15 protein-coding genes are annotated in these 16,649 nt (G+C 58.0%); 10 read left to right on the top strand and 5 right to left on the bottom strand.

What is annotated here, in order from left to right; all coding sequences use genetic code 11:
- The first annotated feature begins 42 nt into the window (after positions 1 to 42).
- Positions 43 to 1,023, top strand: coding sequence for an undecaprenyl-diphosphate phosphatase (locus R2940_06105; GenBank protein MEZ4599344.1), 981 nt, complete (start codon positions 43 to 45; stop codon positions 1,021 to 1,023).
- Here the strand turns inward: R2940_06105 and R2940_06100 are convergent.
- Both R2940_06100 and R2940_06095 read right to left on the bottom strand, forming a co-directional pair.
- Positions 1,009 to 3,213: a heavy metal translocating P-type ATPase gene (locus tag R2940_06100; protein ID MEZ4599343.1), complete on the bottom strand. Its 2,205-nt coding sequence runs from the start codon at positions 3,211 to 3,213 to the stop codon at positions 1,009 to 1,011. The genes R2940_06105 and R2940_06100 overlap by 15 nt on opposite strands.
- A gap of 221 nt (positions 3,214 to 3,434) precedes the next feature.
- The gene (locus R2940_06095) at positions 3,435 to 3,947 is read right to left on the bottom strand and encodes a periplasmic heavy metal sensor (GenBank protein ID MEZ4599342.1); all 513 of its coding nucleotides are present in this window, start codon (positions 3,945 to 3,947) and stop codon (positions 3,435 to 3,437) included.
- Positions 3,948 to 4,093: 146 nt separating this feature from the next.
- Between R2940_06095 and R2940_06090 the strand changes: the two genes are divergently transcribed.
- The 7 genes from R2940_06090 to R2940_06060 all read left to right on the top strand — a co-directional run bounded on the left by R2940_06090 (position 4,094) and on the right by R2940_06060 (position 12,225).
- Positions 4,094 to 4,498, top strand: a complete 405-nt coding sequence (locus R2940_06090) for a VanZ family protein (GenBank protein MEZ4599341.1) — start codon at positions 4,094 to 4,096, stop codon at positions 4,496 to 4,498.
- A gap of 2 nt (positions 4,499 to 4,500) precedes the next feature.
- A complete protein-coding gene (locus R2940_06085) occupies positions 4,501 to 7,167 on the top strand; it encodes a PD-(D/E)XK nuclease family protein (GenBank protein MEZ4599340.1) in 2,667 nt (888 codons plus the stop codon).
- Between the two features lie 4 nt (positions 7,168 to 7,171).
- Positions 7,172 to 10,573 carry a UvrD-helicase domain-containing protein gene (locus R2940_06080; GenBank protein MEZ4599339.1) on the top strand — a complete coding sequence of 1,134 codons (3,402 nt, stop codon included), beginning with the start codon at positions 7,172 to 7,174 and terminating at the stop codon, positions 10,571 to 10,573.
- 152 nt (positions 10,574 to 10,725) lie between these two features.
- Complete coding sequence (locus R2940_06075) at positions 10,726 to 10,998, top strand: DUF4242 domain-containing protein (protein MEZ4599338.1); 273 nt, start codon at positions 10,726 to 10,728, stop codon at positions 10,996 to 10,998.
- A gap of 249 nt (positions 10,999 to 11,247) precedes the next feature.
- Positions 11,248 to 11,481 (top strand): hypothetical protein, encoded by a 234-nt coding sequence (locus R2940_06070; GenBank protein MEZ4599337.1) that lies wholly within the window; start codon positions 11,248 to 11,250, stop codon positions 11,479 to 11,481.
- Between the two features lie 19 nt (positions 11,482 to 11,500).
- A complete protein-coding gene (locus R2940_06065) occupies positions 11,501 to 11,764 on the top strand; it encodes a hypothetical protein (GenBank protein MEZ4599336.1) in 264 nt (87 codons plus the stop codon).
- 191 nt (positions 11,765 to 11,955) lie between these two features.
- Complete coding sequence (locus R2940_06060) at positions 11,956 to 12,225, top strand: hypothetical protein (protein MEZ4599335.1); 270 nt, start codon at positions 11,956 to 11,958, stop codon at positions 12,223 to 12,225.
- A gap of 73 nt (positions 12,226 to 12,298) precedes the next feature.
- Here the strand turns inward: R2940_06060 and R2940_06055 are convergent, their stop codons facing one another.
- The 3 genes from R2940_06055 to R2940_06045 form a co-directional block, all read right to left on the bottom strand.
- Complete coding sequence (locus R2940_06055; GenBank protein MEZ4599334.1) at positions 12,299 to 13,240, bottom strand: tetratricopeptide repeat protein; 942 nt, start codon at positions 13,238 to 13,240, stop codon at positions 12,299 to 12,301.
- A gap of 151 nt (positions 13,241 to 13,391) precedes the next feature.
- Complete coding sequence (locus R2940_06050) at positions 13,392 to 13,673, bottom strand: hypothetical protein (GenBank protein ID MEZ4599333.1); 282 nt, start codon at positions 13,671 to 13,673, stop codon at positions 13,392 to 13,394.
- 21 nt (positions 13,674 to 13,694) lie between these two features.
- A complete protein-coding gene (locus R2940_06045; protein ID MEZ4599332.1) occupies positions 13,695 to 15,281 on the bottom strand; it encodes a type II and III secretion system protein family protein in 1,587 nt (528 codons plus the stop codon).
- Between the two features lie 197 nt (positions 15,282 to 15,478).
- On the opposite strand from R2940_06045, the gene R2940_06040 reads away from it, so the two are divergent.
- The gene (locus tag R2940_06040) at positions 15,479 to 16,135 is read left to right on the top strand and encodes an IS1595 family transposase (GenBank protein ID MEZ4599331.1); all 657 of its coding nucleotides are present in this window, start codon (positions 15,479 to 15,481) and stop codon (positions 16,133 to 16,135) included.
- On the top strand, positions 16,086 to 16,313 hold the full coding sequence (locus tag R2940_06035) for a transposase (protein MEZ4599330.1): 228 nt from the start codon (positions 16,086 to 16,088) through the stop codon (positions 16,311 to 16,313). Before R2940_06040 ends, R2940_06035 begins: the two co-directional genes overlap by 50 nt.
- The last annotated feature ends 336 nt before the right edge of the window (positions 16,314 to 16,649 follow it).

Here is a 16,649-nt window from a genome sequence, read left to right as displayed (position 1 = left end):
TCGCCTTCCATTGGCGAGGGCCCTATTTTCAGGAGAGAATTGATGTCCTGCAGGTTCTGGATTGCGTTACTGGTGGTTTTGGGATTTTTGTGGTCTGCCGGCCTGGGTCCGGCGAAAGCAGAAGGGTTGCCCGCAGAAGAGTCGGCAGCGGTGGTGAAAAGCGGAATGACCCTGAGCGAGGCCTTGATCCTGGGGGTTGTAGAGGGCCTGACGGAATACCTTCCGGTCAGTTCCACCGGGCACCTGCTGGTGGCAGGCAGGTTGCTGGGTCTGGGGGAAGCAGATGACGGCTCGGGTGTTGAGGCTCGTGTCAAGGAGGCCAATGACGCTTACACCATCTGCATTCAGGCCGGGGCCATAGTGGCCGTGGCGGGACTGTATTTTCGACGCTTGCGCCAGATGGGTCGGGGTCTCGCCGGAAAGGATGCGACAGGCCGAAACTTGTTGATCAATGTCGCCAGCGGTTTTCTCCCTGCGGCACTGATCGGATTTCTCTTCAGCGGCATGATCAAAATTTTCCTCTTCGATATCTGGCCCGTAGTGGTGGCATGGTTTGTTGGAGGGGTGGCGATTCTGGGCGTCGCCGCCCTCAAGCCGAAGCGGGACCGGATCCGCAACCCCGGACTTTCCCTGGAAGAGATGTCCTGGAAGATGGCCCTGGTCATCGGTTTAGCCCAATGCATCGCCATGTGGCCTGGCGTCAGTCGCAGCCTGGTCACCATCGTCGGCGGTGTGCTGGCAGGCCTGTCGCTTCCGGCGGCGGTGGAATTCAGTTTTCTGCTCGGACTGATCACCCTCGGCGCCGCCACCGCTTACGATGCCCTGCTTCACGGCCGGCTGATGGTGGAGACCTTCGACGCTCTGCCCCTCATCGTCGGTCTGGCAGCGGCTTTCGGTTCCGCTGTTTTGTCCGTTAAATGGATGGTGGGTTACCTCAAGCGGCACGGCCTGGCCCTGTTTGGTTTTTACCGGATCGCGGCGGCGCTGGTCACCGGCGCCCTGCTGCTGTCAGGCCGTTTGTGAGGCCGAGACGGCGGCAGTCGCCGGAACGGATTTCCCCCTCAGCAACCGCAGACTGTTGAAAACCACCAGCAGGGTGGCGCCGGTATCGGCGGCGATGGCCATCCACAGGCTTGCCAGGCCGAACAGGGTCAGGATCATGAAGATCAGTTTGAGCCCCAGGGCAAAGCCGATGTTCTGCTGGATGTTTCGCAGCGTGCGGCGGGAGTGGCGAATCAGCCACGGCAGCTTGGACAAATCGTCCGACATCAGAGCCACATCGGCGGTTTCCAGGGCGGCATCGGTCCCCATCGCACCCATGGCGATACCGAAAGTGGCCGCTGCCATGGCCGGCGCATCATTGACGCCGTCCCCGACCATGGCCACCTCCTTGTGTTCCCGGACCAGTCGCCCGATGGCTTCGACCTTGTCCTCCGGCAGCAATTCGCAGCGGTACTCGTCGATGCCGGTTTCAGCGGCTATGGCCCGGGCGGTCCCTTCATTGTCCCCGGTCAGCATCACCACCTTTTTAACCCCGGCCCTGCGGATTTCCTCAATAATGGCGGGCACCTCATCCCGCAAGGTGTCGGCCAGGCTGATCAGGCCGCAGACGTGGTCGTCGTTGCCTAGACCGACGACAGTGTGACCGGCATCCTCGAGTTCTTCAGCCATTGCGTGGATCTCCGGGGTCTCCTGGCCTTTTTCATGCATCATGCGATGACTGCCGATCCAGAACAGTCGATCACCGACCTGGCCTTCCCCGCCTTTGCCGCGAACAGCCTGGTAATGTTCTGCGGGAGTGAAGTCGATGCCCTCTTCCCGCGCCTTCTGCAGGATAGCCCGGGCCAGAGGGTGCTCGCTTCGGGCTTCCAGCGCGGCCGCCCGTTCCAGAATTTCCCGTTCCGTATGCCCGTAAAAGGGGACAATCCGACGGACCTTGGCCTGTCCGCGGGTGAGAGTCCCTGTTTTATCCATGGCCAGCACCTGGAGCCGGCCGGCCATTTCCATATAAACCCCTCCCTTAATCAGAACCCCGTTGCGGGCCGAAGAGGTGAGAGCCGATACGATACTGACGGGGGTGGAAATGACCAGAGCGCAGGGGCAGGCGATCACCAGCAGGACCAGGGCCCGGTAGACGCTTTCCGACCAGGGAATCTGGAACAGCAAAGGGAGTAGAAGAGCAAGGGCGACTGCCGAGAACATCATGGTGGGAGTGTACCAGGTGGAAAAGCGATCGACCCATTGCTGACTGCGGGCTCGGCGGGATTGCGCGCTCTCCACCATATGGATGATCCGAGCCAGGGTGGTGTCGCTGGCGGTCCGGGTGGTCCGGAATTCCAGGGCACCGTCCTGGTTGATGGTTCCCGCGTAGACTTCATCTCCGGGGCCTTTGAAAACCGGCATCGACTCCCCGGTTATCGGAGCCTGATTGACCGAGGTTTCCCCCTTGGTGACGATGCCGTCCAGGGGGATTTTTTCACCCGGACGAACCAGGACGACGGCATTCAAAGGAACCTGCTCCACCGGTTTATGGTGGATGGAGCCATGCTCCGGACAGAAGTATCGTGCCGAAGGGGGGGTAAGATCCAGAAGGGCGCCGATGGCATTGCGGGCCCGTTCCACACTCCAGTGCTCGAGCAGCAGCGACAGTGCGAAGAGAAAGGCCACGGTCGCGGCCTCGAACAGCTCGCCGATGAGGATTGCGCCGATGACGGCCACGACCATCAAAAAGTTCATGTCCGGGCGCAGGCGCCGAGCCGATGAAACGGCTTTGGGCAGGACATACCAGGCGCCGGCCGCCACCGAGCCGAGATACAGCAGTAAAACCGGGCGCGGGAATATGTGACCAGGCTGCTCGCCACCGGCGAAAGCGTCCATAAAGCTGCCGTGCATTACCCAATGAGTGATAAACGCCGCCAGCAGCAAGGCTCCGCTCGCGGCTGTCATGACGAGGCGGCCGTGTTGTTCCCAGAAAGGGCCTTCCTGAGTTGCAAGCCGCCCCTCCCAGGGGGTGGCTTTCATCCCGGTGGAACCGATCGCCGATACGATATCGCCGGGGGACAGGGCATCCGGGTCGAATTCCACGGCCATACGCGCATTGAGGACGTCGAACTCCAGGTCGATGATCCCCGGTTTTCCGCCCACCACCCGCCTCAGGATGGCCACTTCCTCAGAACAACAGAGCCCTTGAATGCGGTATTCAACGCGTCTCATGCAGAATGCTCCTGATACGGAAAGGAAAAAGTTCAGTAATTTACCGATCCAGTCGGAAATCGCTGATTCAATTTTATCATGAGACCGGGGCGCCAGGGCAGGGTGGAACAAGATTAAAAAAACGGTCCGCCGTTGAATCGGCGAACCGCTGGGAAAAGATGTCTGGGTTGGTATCGAATAATGCCGGTCCGATCACGATTTCGATAGAACGGAAGGTTGTTTTACTCCTGTGCGGGAGAGCCCATGCCGTATCCCATCATATCGCCGTCCGGCATCATTCCCCGGCCCATCCCGCCGGAGCCCCTGCCGTCTCCCATCAGGCAGGGACCCATCCCGCCGCCGACCATGCAGGTTCCATAGTAGGAGACGCCCTTTTCCCGCATTTCGATGAACATGTTGAGCTTCATCTGGGTCAGGTCGCTCTGCATCTTGGCAATATCCTTGACCAGGGAGCGGGCATTGCCGGCATTGAATTCCTCCTGGGCCATGGCGGCATTCAGTTCCGCCCGTTTGGCGAAGATTTTTTTGTGCATGTCCACCATCTGTCCATGGTATTTCTGCATCAGATCGCGGACCACCTGTTGTTCTTCAGGACTGAGCTGGGCCATGTCCATTCCCACGCTTCCACCCTGTGCGCCGCCGCGCATCTTATCGGCCTGAACCTGGCCTGGAAAGGCAAGCAGGGTGAAGAGAAGAAGGGAAAAGAGGGGACGGATGTGATAGAGTCGTGTCATTGTTTTACCTCCTTTTGAGAATGTCTGATTTCAATGAAGCATAAAAGTTTCCAGTTGCAAGGGATCAAGAGCCGTAAAGCGTAAGGACTTCACCGCCTTTACCCTTCGATTCATGACTTGGTGGGTTGTTATTTCGAGGAGATGTCATGCGCCGCCGACCGTTGCCCCTGTTCCGCCTGACACTTTTCTTTCTTGTGGCCCTGGGCATCCTCTGGCTGTCCCTTTCTGCTCATCCCTATCTGCCGTCTGCAGGGGTTCTTTCCTGGGACAAAGCTCAGCACGCCCTGGCCTATGCTGTTCTGGCTCTTACGGGAGGATGGGCTCTGCAGCCGATCCTCGGGGATGACCTGCGTGCATGGCGAGGGGGAGCGATGCTGGCGATTGCCTATGGAATACTTATGGAAGTGGCCCAGATGACCCTGACCCAAGTTCGTACCGGTCAGCTGGGTGACGCGGTGGCCAATGCAGTGGGAGCCGGGGCGGTCCTGTGCGGTTTTTTCCTAGTGAGTCGGTGGCGGGAAAAACGGAAACAACCGGAAATGGACAGATAATCGTGAAAATTTTTGCTGGGGATATTCTTTCCGCCGCCATCGAAGGCGCGCTCGTACTGACCGTCAACGATCGTCTGGCACGGTCTCTGCGCAGCCAGATAGACAGCAGGATGGCGAACCTCGGCCGGGCGGCCTGGCGAACGCCGGCCATCCTGACCTTTGATCAATGGATGTTCCGTAACGCAGGCCGGTTCGGTCTCTGCGACCGCATGCTCAATCCGGAGCAGGTCCGGTTTTTGTGGGAGAGGATCATTGAGGAAGATATCAGGGAAAGCGGAGAGGCCCTGATGCGTATGGAGGAAGCTGCCCGCCAGGCGGCCAAGGCCCACTCCCTGCTGCTGCAATACGATACCGCCTTCCGCAAAGATGATGGCGGGGAGGATCAACGCACCTTCCTGCGTTGGCGGGAAAAATGGCAGACGGCCTGCCGGTCGGGAGGGTGGGAGGACCCGTCGCGGACTGCCGAACTGGTTCGGGATAAGCTGCTCTGTACAGCAGTCGAGCTGCCGCAAAAAATCATTCTGGCGGGTTTCGACGATATGACACCGGCGGTTGCCGGGATCCTGGCCGAGTTGGAGAAAAGGGGAAGTTGTGTCTGCAAATGGGAGCCTCCGGGGCGGCAGCCCGACAGGATCGGCCTGACTGCATGCCAGAATGCGGAGGAGGAAGTGCGCCGCTGTGCCCGCTGGATTCGCGGCCGGCTTGCGGAAGGGGAAGATCGCATCGGCGTGGTTGCTGTCGAACTTGGCTCCTACAGAAATCTGATCGAGCGAATTTTCCGTGAGGAATTAGCTCCCTCCTCGCTGTTGCCGGGGGAGGAGGACGACAAGGGTTTCAACCTTTCTCTCGGCAGTCCCCTGGGTGCGGAAGGGCCGGTGGTCGCGGCCTTCGCAATCCTTTGTCTGAACTCGACCGTGGCCCTCGATCAGATCGGTTTTCTGCTCCGGTCGCCCTACGTATGGGGTCATCTGGTGGAACAGCACCGACGGGGCATGTTCGACTCGGAGTTGCGGCGCCTGCGGATGCGGGAAATACCGCTGGACAGTTTGATCGAGCTGTCACGCGATGGCTTCAAAAAAGGCGCAGGGCGATGCGATATTTTTGCCCAGTTTCTTGAGACTGTGGCCCTCGGACTGGAAGAGAAGGCCCGCAGATCGCCCGGAAATTGGGCGAACTGTTTTGCTGGACTGCTCGAAGCCCTGCGCTGGCCGGGCGACCGTACCCTGGACAGCAGGGAATACCAGGTATGCAGCTCTTTCAGGGATTTGCTGGAAACCATGGCCAGTCTCGACTGCATCGCTCCCCCGATGGATCGCGGGAAGGCACTGGCCCTTTTGCGGCGGATGGCTGCGGAAAAACTTTTCCAGCCTGAAGGGTCGGAAGGGCGGATACAGGTCATGGGAACCCTGGAGGCTGCCGGCCTCGAATTCGACCATCTGTGGGTGCTGGGAATGCACGCCGAGGCCTTTCCGCCATCGCCCCACCCCAACCCCTTTCTGCCACTCGCCCTGCAGAAGCGCTGCGGCATGCCGCGGGCCGATGCTGCAAGGGAACTGAGATTCGCCGAAATTGTTGCTGTCCGTCTGGTGAAATCCGCTTCCGAGGTGATTCTCAGCTATCCGCGGCAGAATGATGACCAGTGCCTGCAGGTCAGCCCGCTTTTCAGTCATCTTGCAGAAATATCCCTATCCCTGTCCGACAGTCGGCAACCGGCTGTTCTTATCCGGAACGACGCCCCCATTCCCGAAACTTTAAAGGATGAAATCGGCTCTCCCCTGGTCCCCGGAAAAAAGGTGCCCGGTGGGACCGGCATTCTCAAAGATCAGGCCCTGTGTCCTTTCCGGGCCTTTGCCCGTTACCGTCTGCATGCCGAAGGACTTGCCGAGCCTGCTCTGGGGCTCGACGGGCTCGATCGCGGGTCCCTGGTGCACAATGCCCTGGAACTGTTCTGGAGGAGGACCATAGACCTGCGCAGTCTGCTGGAACTTTCGGAACAGGCTTTGGTCGGGCGGATCGAAGAGTGTGTCGGCGAGGCCATCGACAAGTTGCAACGGGAGCGACAGGTGCCGCTGCCTTCCGGCTTGAAGGACAACGAAGCCCGGCGTCTGGCATGCCTGCTGAGGGAATGGCTGGAGGTCGAAAAGAACCGGAGCGATTTCCGGGTCGAATGCCTGGAATCCTGGCACCGGGTCGAACTCGGGCAGTTGTCCATTCAGACGCGGCTGGATCGTATCGACCGTATTGAGGATGGTTCCCGGATCATCATCGATTACAAGACAGGCTGGCCGGGCATTCAGGACTGGCTCGGAGAGCGGCCGGTCGAGCCCCAATTGCCGCTCTACGGACTCGATGAACAGGAAAAGAGCCTGGCCGCCGTATCCTTCGCCCGGGTCCGGGGAGCCGGCTGTGCCTTCATTGGAGTGGCCCGCGAGGGCGGGTTGCTGCCCGGGATTCCTGCCCTGCAGGAGCATCGCGTCGTGCAGTCCGCAGGGGTCGACGATTGGAAAACACTGCTGACCGGGTGGAGGGAGAAGCTGCTGCGCCTGAGCGATGATTTTGCGGCTGCAAAAGCGGCTGTCGACCCGATAGACCGGGAGAGGGCCTGTGATCGATGCGATCTGCATCCGCTTTGCAGGGTCGGCGAGGGGTTTGACGAAGGCGACGGATAGGAATATGAAAATCGATCTGACCGAATTCACTCATGGGGACATTCCCCGGGCCGAGCATGATATGGAAGACGCCGGCGCCCGCCGCCAGGCCCTCGACCCCGCAAGGTCCTTCATTGTCCAGGCGCCGGCCGGAAGCGGCAAAACCGAGCTGCTCATTCAGCGTATCCTTGCCCTTTTGGGCACTGCGGAACAGCCGGAGGAAGTCCTTGCCATCACCTTCACCCGTAAAGCGGCGGGCGAGATGCGGGAACGCCTGTTCCGCGCCCTGCTGAACGCCCACGGCAAGGAACCCGAATCCGACCATGAAAAGACTTCCTGGCGGCTGGCGAAGGCTGCCCTGGACAACGGCGAAAAGCGCGGCTGGAGGCTGCTGGAGCACCCGGCACGGCTCAGAGTGCAGACCATCGACAGCTTCTGCGCCAACCTGGTTCGCCGGATGCCCTGGCTTTCACGATTCGGAGCCCAGGCGGCGGTCAGCGACGATCCCGGGGCACTCTACCGGTTGGCTGCGGAAAGGGTGCTGACCCTGGCGGAAAAGGGCGGTTTCGAGGGCAGCGCGGGAATGAGGCTGCTGTTTCATCTCGACAACCGCGCCGAACGCTTCCGGGATCTCCTGGTCTCCATGCTGGCCCGCCGAGACCAGTGGCTGCGCCATCTGGCAGCCAGGGAAGAACGGCAGCGGTCTCTGCTGGAAGAGGGGCTCGAAGCGATGGCCCGGCAAGCCCTGACGCGACTCCATGATCTGCTGCAGTCCGACCTTCGTCCAAGGCTGTTGAAAGCGGCCCTTTATGCCGGCGGGAATCTGTCCGACCGGGAAGAACAAGGTTCGCTGGCCCGGCTGGCGGGCATGACCGGCTTTCCCGAGCCAGATCCCCGGCATCTGAACCAGTGGCTCGGACTGTGCGAGCTGCTGCTGACTTCCGGCAACGAGTTCCGCAAAAGACTGGACAGAAACTGCGGTTTTCCGCCAGGCAAAGACCCTTCCGCAGTGGCAATGAAGCAGTTTATGGGGGACATTCTCGACGAACTGCGTGACGACCGTCAGCTTCTCGCCGCCCTGGTGGCCGTCCGCCAGTTGCCCCCCCTCGTCTATGATGAAAGCCAATGGGATACCCTGCAGGATCTGGTTCGTCTGTTGCCCCGGGCAGTTGCGGAGCTGTGGCTCGTTTTTCAGGAACGGGGTCAGACCGATTTCGTCGAGATCGCCCAGGCGGCGCATCGCGCCCTCGGCGGCGACGACCGGCCTACCGATCTGATGCTGTATCTGGACAGCCGGATCCGGCACATTCTGGTGGACGAATTCCAGGATACTTCCTGGGGTCAGTTCCTGCTGCTGCAGAAACTGACCGCCGGCTGGCAGCCGGGAGACGGACGCAGCCTTTTTCTGGTTGGCGATCCGATGCAGTCAATCTACCGGTTCCGGGAAGCGGAAGTCGGACTCTATCTGCGTGCCAGACGCCTCGGCATCGGCGGGGTTTCCCTGGTCCCTCTGAACCTGACCGCCAATTTTCGCTCCCAGCAGAAGATTGTCGACTGGGTGAACGACTCTTTCCCCCTGATTTTTCCCGTCCATGAAGACGAAATGCGTGGAGCAGTCCGCTACGCCAGATCGCAGGGGGTACGGGATCCGCTGGACGGAGCAGGGGTGACCTTCCATCCCCTTATCGAACGAAATGACCGCGAGGAAGCGGAACGGGTGGTGGCCATCGTCAAACAGGCCATGACGGAAGACCCGGCAGGAAAAATCGCCATCCTGGTCCGGGCCCGTGGACATCTTTTGGAGATCGCCCGGGCCCTGCGCCAAGCCGGTCTCAACTATCTGGCCCAGGAGATCGATCCTCTGATCGATCGTCCCGTGGCAAGGGATCTCCTCGTCCTGACCCGGGCCCTGCTCCATGCCGGTGACCGGGTGGCCCATCTGGCTGTCCTGCGGGCACCCTGGTGTGGCCTGACCCTTGCCGAGCTGGACGCCCTGGTGGGAGAGGAGGCCGATAAAACCGTACCCGAACTGCTGCGGGACCTCAAGCGGATCGCAGCTTTGTCCTCCGCAGCCCGCAAACGTGCGGAAAAGGTTCTCGATGTCCTGAACAGAACCGCTGTCAAACGGGGCAGGGTGCCTCTGCGGCAGCTTGTCGAGGGGGCCTGGCTGGCCCTGGGCGGTCCCGCCTGCGTCAATCCAGGGGAGCTGCAGGATGCGGCCGTTATTCTGCAAATGCTCGAAGATCTCGACCAAGGCGGCGATCTGCTTCCCTTCGAGTCCTTTGCCCAAAAACTCGCAGACCTTTACGCTTCTCCCGACCCGGGTTCGGGAGAATCCCTGCAGCTGATGACCATCCACAAGGCCAAGGGGCTGGAGTTTGACACCGTGATTCTACCCGGTCTCGGGCGCAAACCCAGGCGCGGAGAATCGCCTCTGTTGCGCTGGCTGGAACTCCCGAGTGGAGAACTGCTTCTCGGACCCATTGCTCCCCTCGATGGCCAGAGCCGTGATCCCGTCTATGATGCCATCGGCCGGCTGGACAAGGAGAAGGAGGACCTGGAAGTTTGCAGAATTCTCTATGTTGCCGCCACCCGTGCCCGGAAGCGTCTGCACCTACTGGGCCACGCCAGGGTTCGGGACGGGAATGCGGAGGGCGAGCCCGGTTCTTTGCTGGAAAAACTTTGGCCGGTGGCGGCTCCGGCCTATGCTGCCGCTTCCTGCGAGGAGGTGGAACCGGAAGCGGGGCAGACCAATTTCTCCCGAAGCATCCGCCGGTTGCCGGCCGAATGGAAATGCCCGTCCCTGCCGTCAGCCGATGATTTCTCCGCCCCGGAAACTGTTCTGCGGCCTTCTTCTCTCGGCAGGACCACTGAGGCATTTTCCCTGGCCCTCGACGCCGAGGATGATCGACATATCGGCAATGTCTGTCATTCACTGCTGGAAAGGATCTCCAGGGATGGACTGAAGGCCTGGTCTGAGGAGCGCCGTCTTGCCGCAGAACCCGACATCCGCCATCAACTGATGCAGTCCGGGCTCCACGGCCATCGTCTTGAGAAGGCCCTTGGCAAAACTCTGCGGGTTCTGGAACGGATGCTGACAAGCGCCAGGGCCCGCTGGATCCTCGATTCCCACCGGGAGGCGGAGTGCGAACTGGCCCTTTCGGGAATTCTGGACGGGCGGATCGTGCACGGTATCCTCGATCGCACCTTCATCGATTCCGACGGCGTCCGCTGGATCATCGATTACAAGACCAGCGAACCGAAAGGAAATCAGTCGGAGCAGGCTTTTCTCGCCAGGGAGGGGGAGAGATACCGGGGGCAGCTCTCCGCCTATCGGAAACTGCTGGAGGGCCTGGAACCCCGGAACCCGATCCGGACAGCCCTCTACTTTCCGCTGTTTGACGGCTGGTTTGAAATGGATTTCTGAAACGGGCCACAAGAAAGCTGCTCCCGGGTCCGTTGAAAGGAAATTTTTAATACAAGACTGCTTGATTTATTTTCTTCTCTGAGTAATTTTGTAACATATAGTTTTTACTACTCCACGTTTCTCCATCAACGCAATCAGAAAGGGGTATTGAAATGCCGAAATTCGTGATTGAACGGGAAATCCCAGGGGCCGGCAATCTGACATCGGACGATCTCAAAGCTATTTCGCAGAAATCATGCGGCATCCTGCAGGATATGGGGCCGAAAATTCAGTGGGTGGAAAGCTTTGTTACAGCCGATAAAGTTTACTGCGTCTACATTGCCCCCAATGCCGAAATGGTTCGTGAACACGCGGAAAAAGGGGGATTTCCAGCCAACAGCATTGCAGAAGTCAAAACCGTGATCAGCCCCACCACCGCCGAGTGAAACTGGCAGCCGTCAGGTTTTAGAAAAAGCCTGCCCGAAGGAATCGGGCAGGCTTTTTTTCAATTTTTTCCGGTTCCGGGGGCTCAATATCGAAAGATTGTTTCGACTCCGATACCGATTCAGAGACCGATCACGAATTTCTATCGGCAGCTATTGACCCTTCGCCGTCGGCGGATTATATTGCTCTGGATTATAGATTATGGGAAACGAATCGGGAGACACGGTATTACCGAAGAGGAGGCAAAGGAGATGCTGTTTCGAAACAAATGCGGAGCCTGCGATCACTGGACCGTTTTCGAATTGAAAGTGTCTGACGACAGGGCAAAAAAAACCTGCACCCACTGCAATGACCAGGAAGATATCCCCTGGGATGATACCTCCCAAACCCTGATCAGGGATGGTGAACGGGATATCAGAGCCCTGGAGCGCCACTTTCCCGTTCTTGCCCGTCTGCGTGAGCGTGGGGATCATGTAAAGCTTTGAACGCGAAAGGCTGATTGAAATGCGAATAGAAAAAAAAGTCGACCCTATCCTGCATCGCCAGAAGTGCCCTGGATGCGGTTATTACACTGTTTACCAGGCCACTCCCATAGGTGACAAGGCGATCGATGCCTGTACCCATTGCGGTCATGCCGTGGAGATCGTCTGGCACCATGAGATCAAGGCCGCATTCAAGAACAAGGAGAAGTTCCTGCGCAATCTCGAGGAACTCTATCCGGAGCTCAAGGATCTGAAAAACCCTGGAGACCACATCAAGCTGGATTGAAAACCAGAAGTCGATGGCAAAATTGATACTTTTTCAAGAAAGCAAATCGAGTGAATGGCTGCAGAAAGGGCCCAATGAACACGCGCAATTGTTAAGGAATGAGGTGTACTGCGGTACGCCGCAGTGACGAGAGCAATTGAAGCGGTGTAGCTGGCGAATTTTTGAAAGTGCCATCAGGATTGGAGAGAACGATGAAGGCGAGACTTATTTTTCCGGATGCCGAAACCGCCAAAAAACTGGATCTGGAGCAGGTGACAGAGCTGGAATGCAACGAAGCTTATTGCGCCACGTCCCATGGATACCCGGTGTTTCTGTTGCCCAACGAAGAGATGATCGACTGCCAGAAATTCCGGCAGTTTCGCGATGAATACGGCGCGCGCCTGGAAACCGACTGCTTGACCAAAGTTTGTCTGGGGATCGGTATTCCCCGCAATGAACCGGGGTTGGTTGAAATCAAATAATCCCTTAAAAATCCCTTGAGTAAAACAAAACCAGAAGGCCTTTCCCCAACGGGAAAGGCCTTTTTAGCTTACTCTATTTTCCTGACCCGGTTCGCAGAGCCTTGAGGCGCTCCAGATTCTGCTGCGCCTTCACATAAAAGGTGGGGTTGAGGTTGAGGGCTTTCCTGAAAGCGGCTTCAGCCTGGTCCCAGTTTCCCTGGGTCATCAATATATAGCCGAGATTGTTGTAGGCCGCGGCCTTGCCCACCGTGTTTTCAAACAGAGCCAGCGCCTTGTCCGGCTGATCGATCAGCAGAAAAGCGGTGGCGAGGTTGTTTTTGGTGCGGGAATTTTCGGGTTGCAGGGTCAGGGCCTTGGAAAAGGTTTCGATGGCTTCCGGGTATCGACCCTGGAGCAGCAGGTTGAACCCGAGATTGTTGTAGGGGGCGGCGAGATGGGGTAGAAGATTCACCACTTTGCGGTAAAGGGGTTCGGCGGAGAGAAGCCTTTCCTGGCCGATCGTATCGTTGGTAATGGCCAGTTCGGTCAAAATTTCCGGGTTGTCCGGAGCAAATTTGACGGCTTTTTCCAGCCACTTCAGGGAGTTGGTCAGGTCGGCTTCATCCCTGGCGATTTTGCCCAGGTAGAGCATGGCTGTTGCATTTTCCGGTTTTCTGGCAATCGCTGTCTGAAACAGGCGGGTAGCTTCAGGGATCTGGTTCTCCCGGTAACGGATGACACCGAGGCCGGCGAGGGCCATGGCCGAATCCGGATCCCGGTCGAGGGCCACCGAGAAATGGAGACCGGCCAGACGCAGGTTGTCGTTCTTCAGGTAGAAATTTCCCCTCTCGAGGAGTTCATCCTGGGAAAGGCTGGTTATCTTGGATTCCTTCGTGGAGCTGTCCTCCGGTATAGGAGTTTCAAGGGTCTGTCCGGTCCCGGTTCTGACACTTTTACTGCAGCCGGCAGCAATTGCCAGGAACAGCGTTAACCAGGCGAGCCGGCAGATTATTCCAGAAAACATTCGAAAGCTCACAATCTCTCCTTTCAGGCAGGTGAGCAGCGCGGAACCTTGCAGACTATAACGAAACTGCAACATCTTAAACCCATTTCCGGCAATCTACAATAAAATCGGGCATCCAACTTTCCAGCGTGCTTGCCTTGAGCATGTCCAGTTGGGTCGATGTTTATTCAGTGACATAAATGTCCGAAATGTCCGCTTCGGCTTCGACTGGCGGGCCGTGATAAGTCTTCAGGAAATTTTCAACGGAAATGCCGTTCAGCCCCTGCGGGTTTTTCGGGTTGCCCTCCTGATCGTAGGCATAGCGATAGTCCGGATAGGCCACCTGCATATCCCAGGTTTTCTGGCTGTTCATACCGAATTCATTGTCTGTATAGTAGGCCTCCTCCATGGAGGCGCAGCCGGCCAGAAACATCGAAGCCGTAAGCAAAAAAACCATGCTTTTCATAATCATGCTCCTCTCCGTTTTTCATTCCATGAAGATGGATTCCTGACCGAAGACACCCTCGAGGCCGCCCTGGGGAAGGCCGGGAGAAATGGTCGGATTGAAACTGTGGCGGCTGAGTGCCGAGGGTTCTCCCGGAGCCCGCCTCCCTTCAAGTCGCCCTTCAAGGTAAAATTCGAACCGGTTGGGAGGATTCAGATTCTCTCCGGGAAAGCGAATGGTATCTTCTTTGTTGGCCATTACCAGGTGAGGAGTGACGGCGATGAGAAGGTCGGTTTTTTCCTGCAGGTAGGCACTGCTGCGGAAGAGCGCCCCTATGATCGGCAGGTCCCCGAGCCCCGGCACCTTGCTCACCGTTTCCCGCAGCGAGTCCTGCAGAAGCCCGGCCAGGGCCAGGGTCTGGCCGTCATACAGCTGAACCGTGGTTTCCAGCTTGCGGGAAGTCAGATTGGGGACGACGAATTCCGCACCGACAATGCCTGAGGGAATGATGCTGCTCGAGGCGATGTCGCTGACGCTGGGAGCGACACGCAGACTGATTTTGCCATCGCTCAGGACAACCGGCGTGAATCGGAGTCCCACGCCGAATTCCTTGTAGGCGATGGTGACTGTGTTGTTGTCCTGGGGAACCGGGATGGGGAACTCACCACCGGCCAGAAAGCTGGCTTCCTGGCCGCTCTGGGTGATCAATTTCGGCTCCGCGAGGATCCTGGCCAAACCTTCGTCTTCAAGGAAATGGAGCGCAGCCGTAAAATCCTCGATATTGAGGAAAATGTTGGCCGGATTCCCGGCAAAATTGAGCAGAAGCGATCCGGCCTCCTGGACCAGGCCGGCAACCGGTACCAGCTCCGATACGACGGTACCACCCTCTGTTACGGTTGTAATCCGCTGCCGGAGACCGGTTGCATCGGGATTGGTGGGCAACGGTTGGGTGCCGGCCGCTCCGGTGAAGGTGCTGCCCAGCCCGGTAAGGCCGAGAGCCGCCTGCCAGTTCCGGCTGGAGGTGCGGTTGACTTCGGCGAATTTGACCTCGAGCAGCACCTGCTGGATGCCGCCCACGTTCATGAGATTGGTGATTCCGTCCCCAGATTTTCCGCCAGGCGAATGAGAGTTCATTCCCCCGACACCGGGCGGCAGAAATGTTCTTGCCAGCCGCAATATCCGGTCCATGACTTCGGGGCCGGAAACCGTGCCTGACAGGACAATGCCGCTTTCCGATGAATAGACCTCGACTTTCTCGTTGGGATAGAGCTGATGAATTTTCTGCTTCAGCGGCATGATATTGAGCGAGACATTGACGTCGATAATGGTCAGGGCCCTGCCCCGGGACTCATCGAAAACCGTGATCCTTGAATAACCGGTCTTTTTGCCGGTGCTGAATATGTTGATCAGGTTGGATCGGAGAGGACGCGCCCCGATGATCTCCTCGTTGGAAACCAGAATCTTCATGCTGCGGCCCGGTTCCCTGATCTCAACCAGTTCCGAGCCGCCGATGTTGATATCGACTGTCAGATGTTCCCCCTCCGCGGCTTTGACCGGGGAAAGGAAGAAAGGGACCAGGAGCAGACCTGCCAAGGCGGTCTGGAATGAAAAAAACCGGGATCTCGTCATTTCGAACCTCCAGTTTGAATGAAACAGATCAGTTCATGAGCCTCCATGGGCGTTCCGGTTTCAGCCCGCTCCCGGCTCCCTTTCAGCGCGCCTATTGTGCCATACTTTTTCCTGCGGCTCTATAACCCAAAAAAAGGTTGTGACATATTCTGTCGCATGCTGATGTTACCCTTTCTTCCAACAAGGGAGGAAGGGATATGAATGTTGAAGAGTTACGGCGTCAGTTCCCGGATGAAGAAAGTTGCCGGGCATTCTTTGAATCCGTGATCTGGCCTGACGGACCTATTTGCCCCCATTGCCATGGGGATCAAGCCTGGAAGCTCCAGCCCCAAAACCCGGGCAGGTCTTTACGAATGTGCCGAATGCGGCAAGCAGTTTACGGTCACGACCAAACGCCTTTCCACGGGACCAAGCTGAGCTTATGGCTGTGGTTGCAGGCGATGTATTCTTTGATCTTCTCCAGCAAAGGGGCCTCATCGGTATTTATTGCCAAGTGGCTGGGGATATCCCAGAAATCCGCCTGGAAGATGCTGCACGCGTTGCGTACGGTCATGGCCGTCCATCGAGCTGCTCTGCCTAAATTGCAGGGCATTGTCGAGTTGGATGAAAATACTTGGGTGGCAAACCCCGTTATCGGTCAGGCGTCAAACATAAGCGCGGCCGTGGAACCCCAAGAGCTGTATTGCTGTTGCGGTACAACGTCACGAGGGCCGGTGCGGGCCACACCTGTTGCCGGTGACAGTGTCTCTGTGCTGCAACCCCTCATCCAGAGAGTTGTCAGCGACCAGGCCCATCTGATGAGCGATGAACTCCATGCGTATCGCATCATCGGACGGGGATTTTGCGGCCCATGATACCGTCAGCCATGGTCAGAAAGAATTTGCTCGTGGTCTCGTACACAACAACACCGCCGAGTCGTACAATGCTCTCTTGGAACGAGCCAAGCAGGGCGTTTACCACTGGATGAGCAGGGCCATCTGCCTCTTTACATCTCTGAGGCGGCTTGGCGCTGGAACCAACGCGTCCCGGTGACAAAAACCATTCAACGCGGGAAAAACCGGGGCCGTATTCAAACGGTGATGAAGCCTTTGCCTCTCCTTGAGCAGTTCAAGGCGCTGTTACGGTTTGCCCCGAGTTGTCAGATCCGCAGAACCAAAAATTCCGGTATTCGCCTTCTTCCAGGGGCCATACCTTTGTTTGGGTTATAGTTCCGTTTTCCTGGGAATCTTCCTGTTTTGATCGGTTCGGACGAAAATCGACTATAATACCTTGTAAAATTTAAAGCAATCGGGCACATCTGGGGCGGGTCCCATAGATTTTAGCAAATCCGGGGTCTTTTCTTTCCTGGAAATACCGCTGTCTGCTCGC

It is taken from the genome of Syntrophotaleaceae bacterium (genome assembly GCA_041390365.1).
In the GTDB taxonomy this organism is placed as follows: Bacteria; Desulfobacterota; Desulfuromonadia; order Desulfuromonadales; family Syntrophotaleaceae; genus JAWKQB01.
Note: the sequence above shows the minus strand (reverse complement) of the source record. Positions and strands in the feature narration are given on the sequence as shown.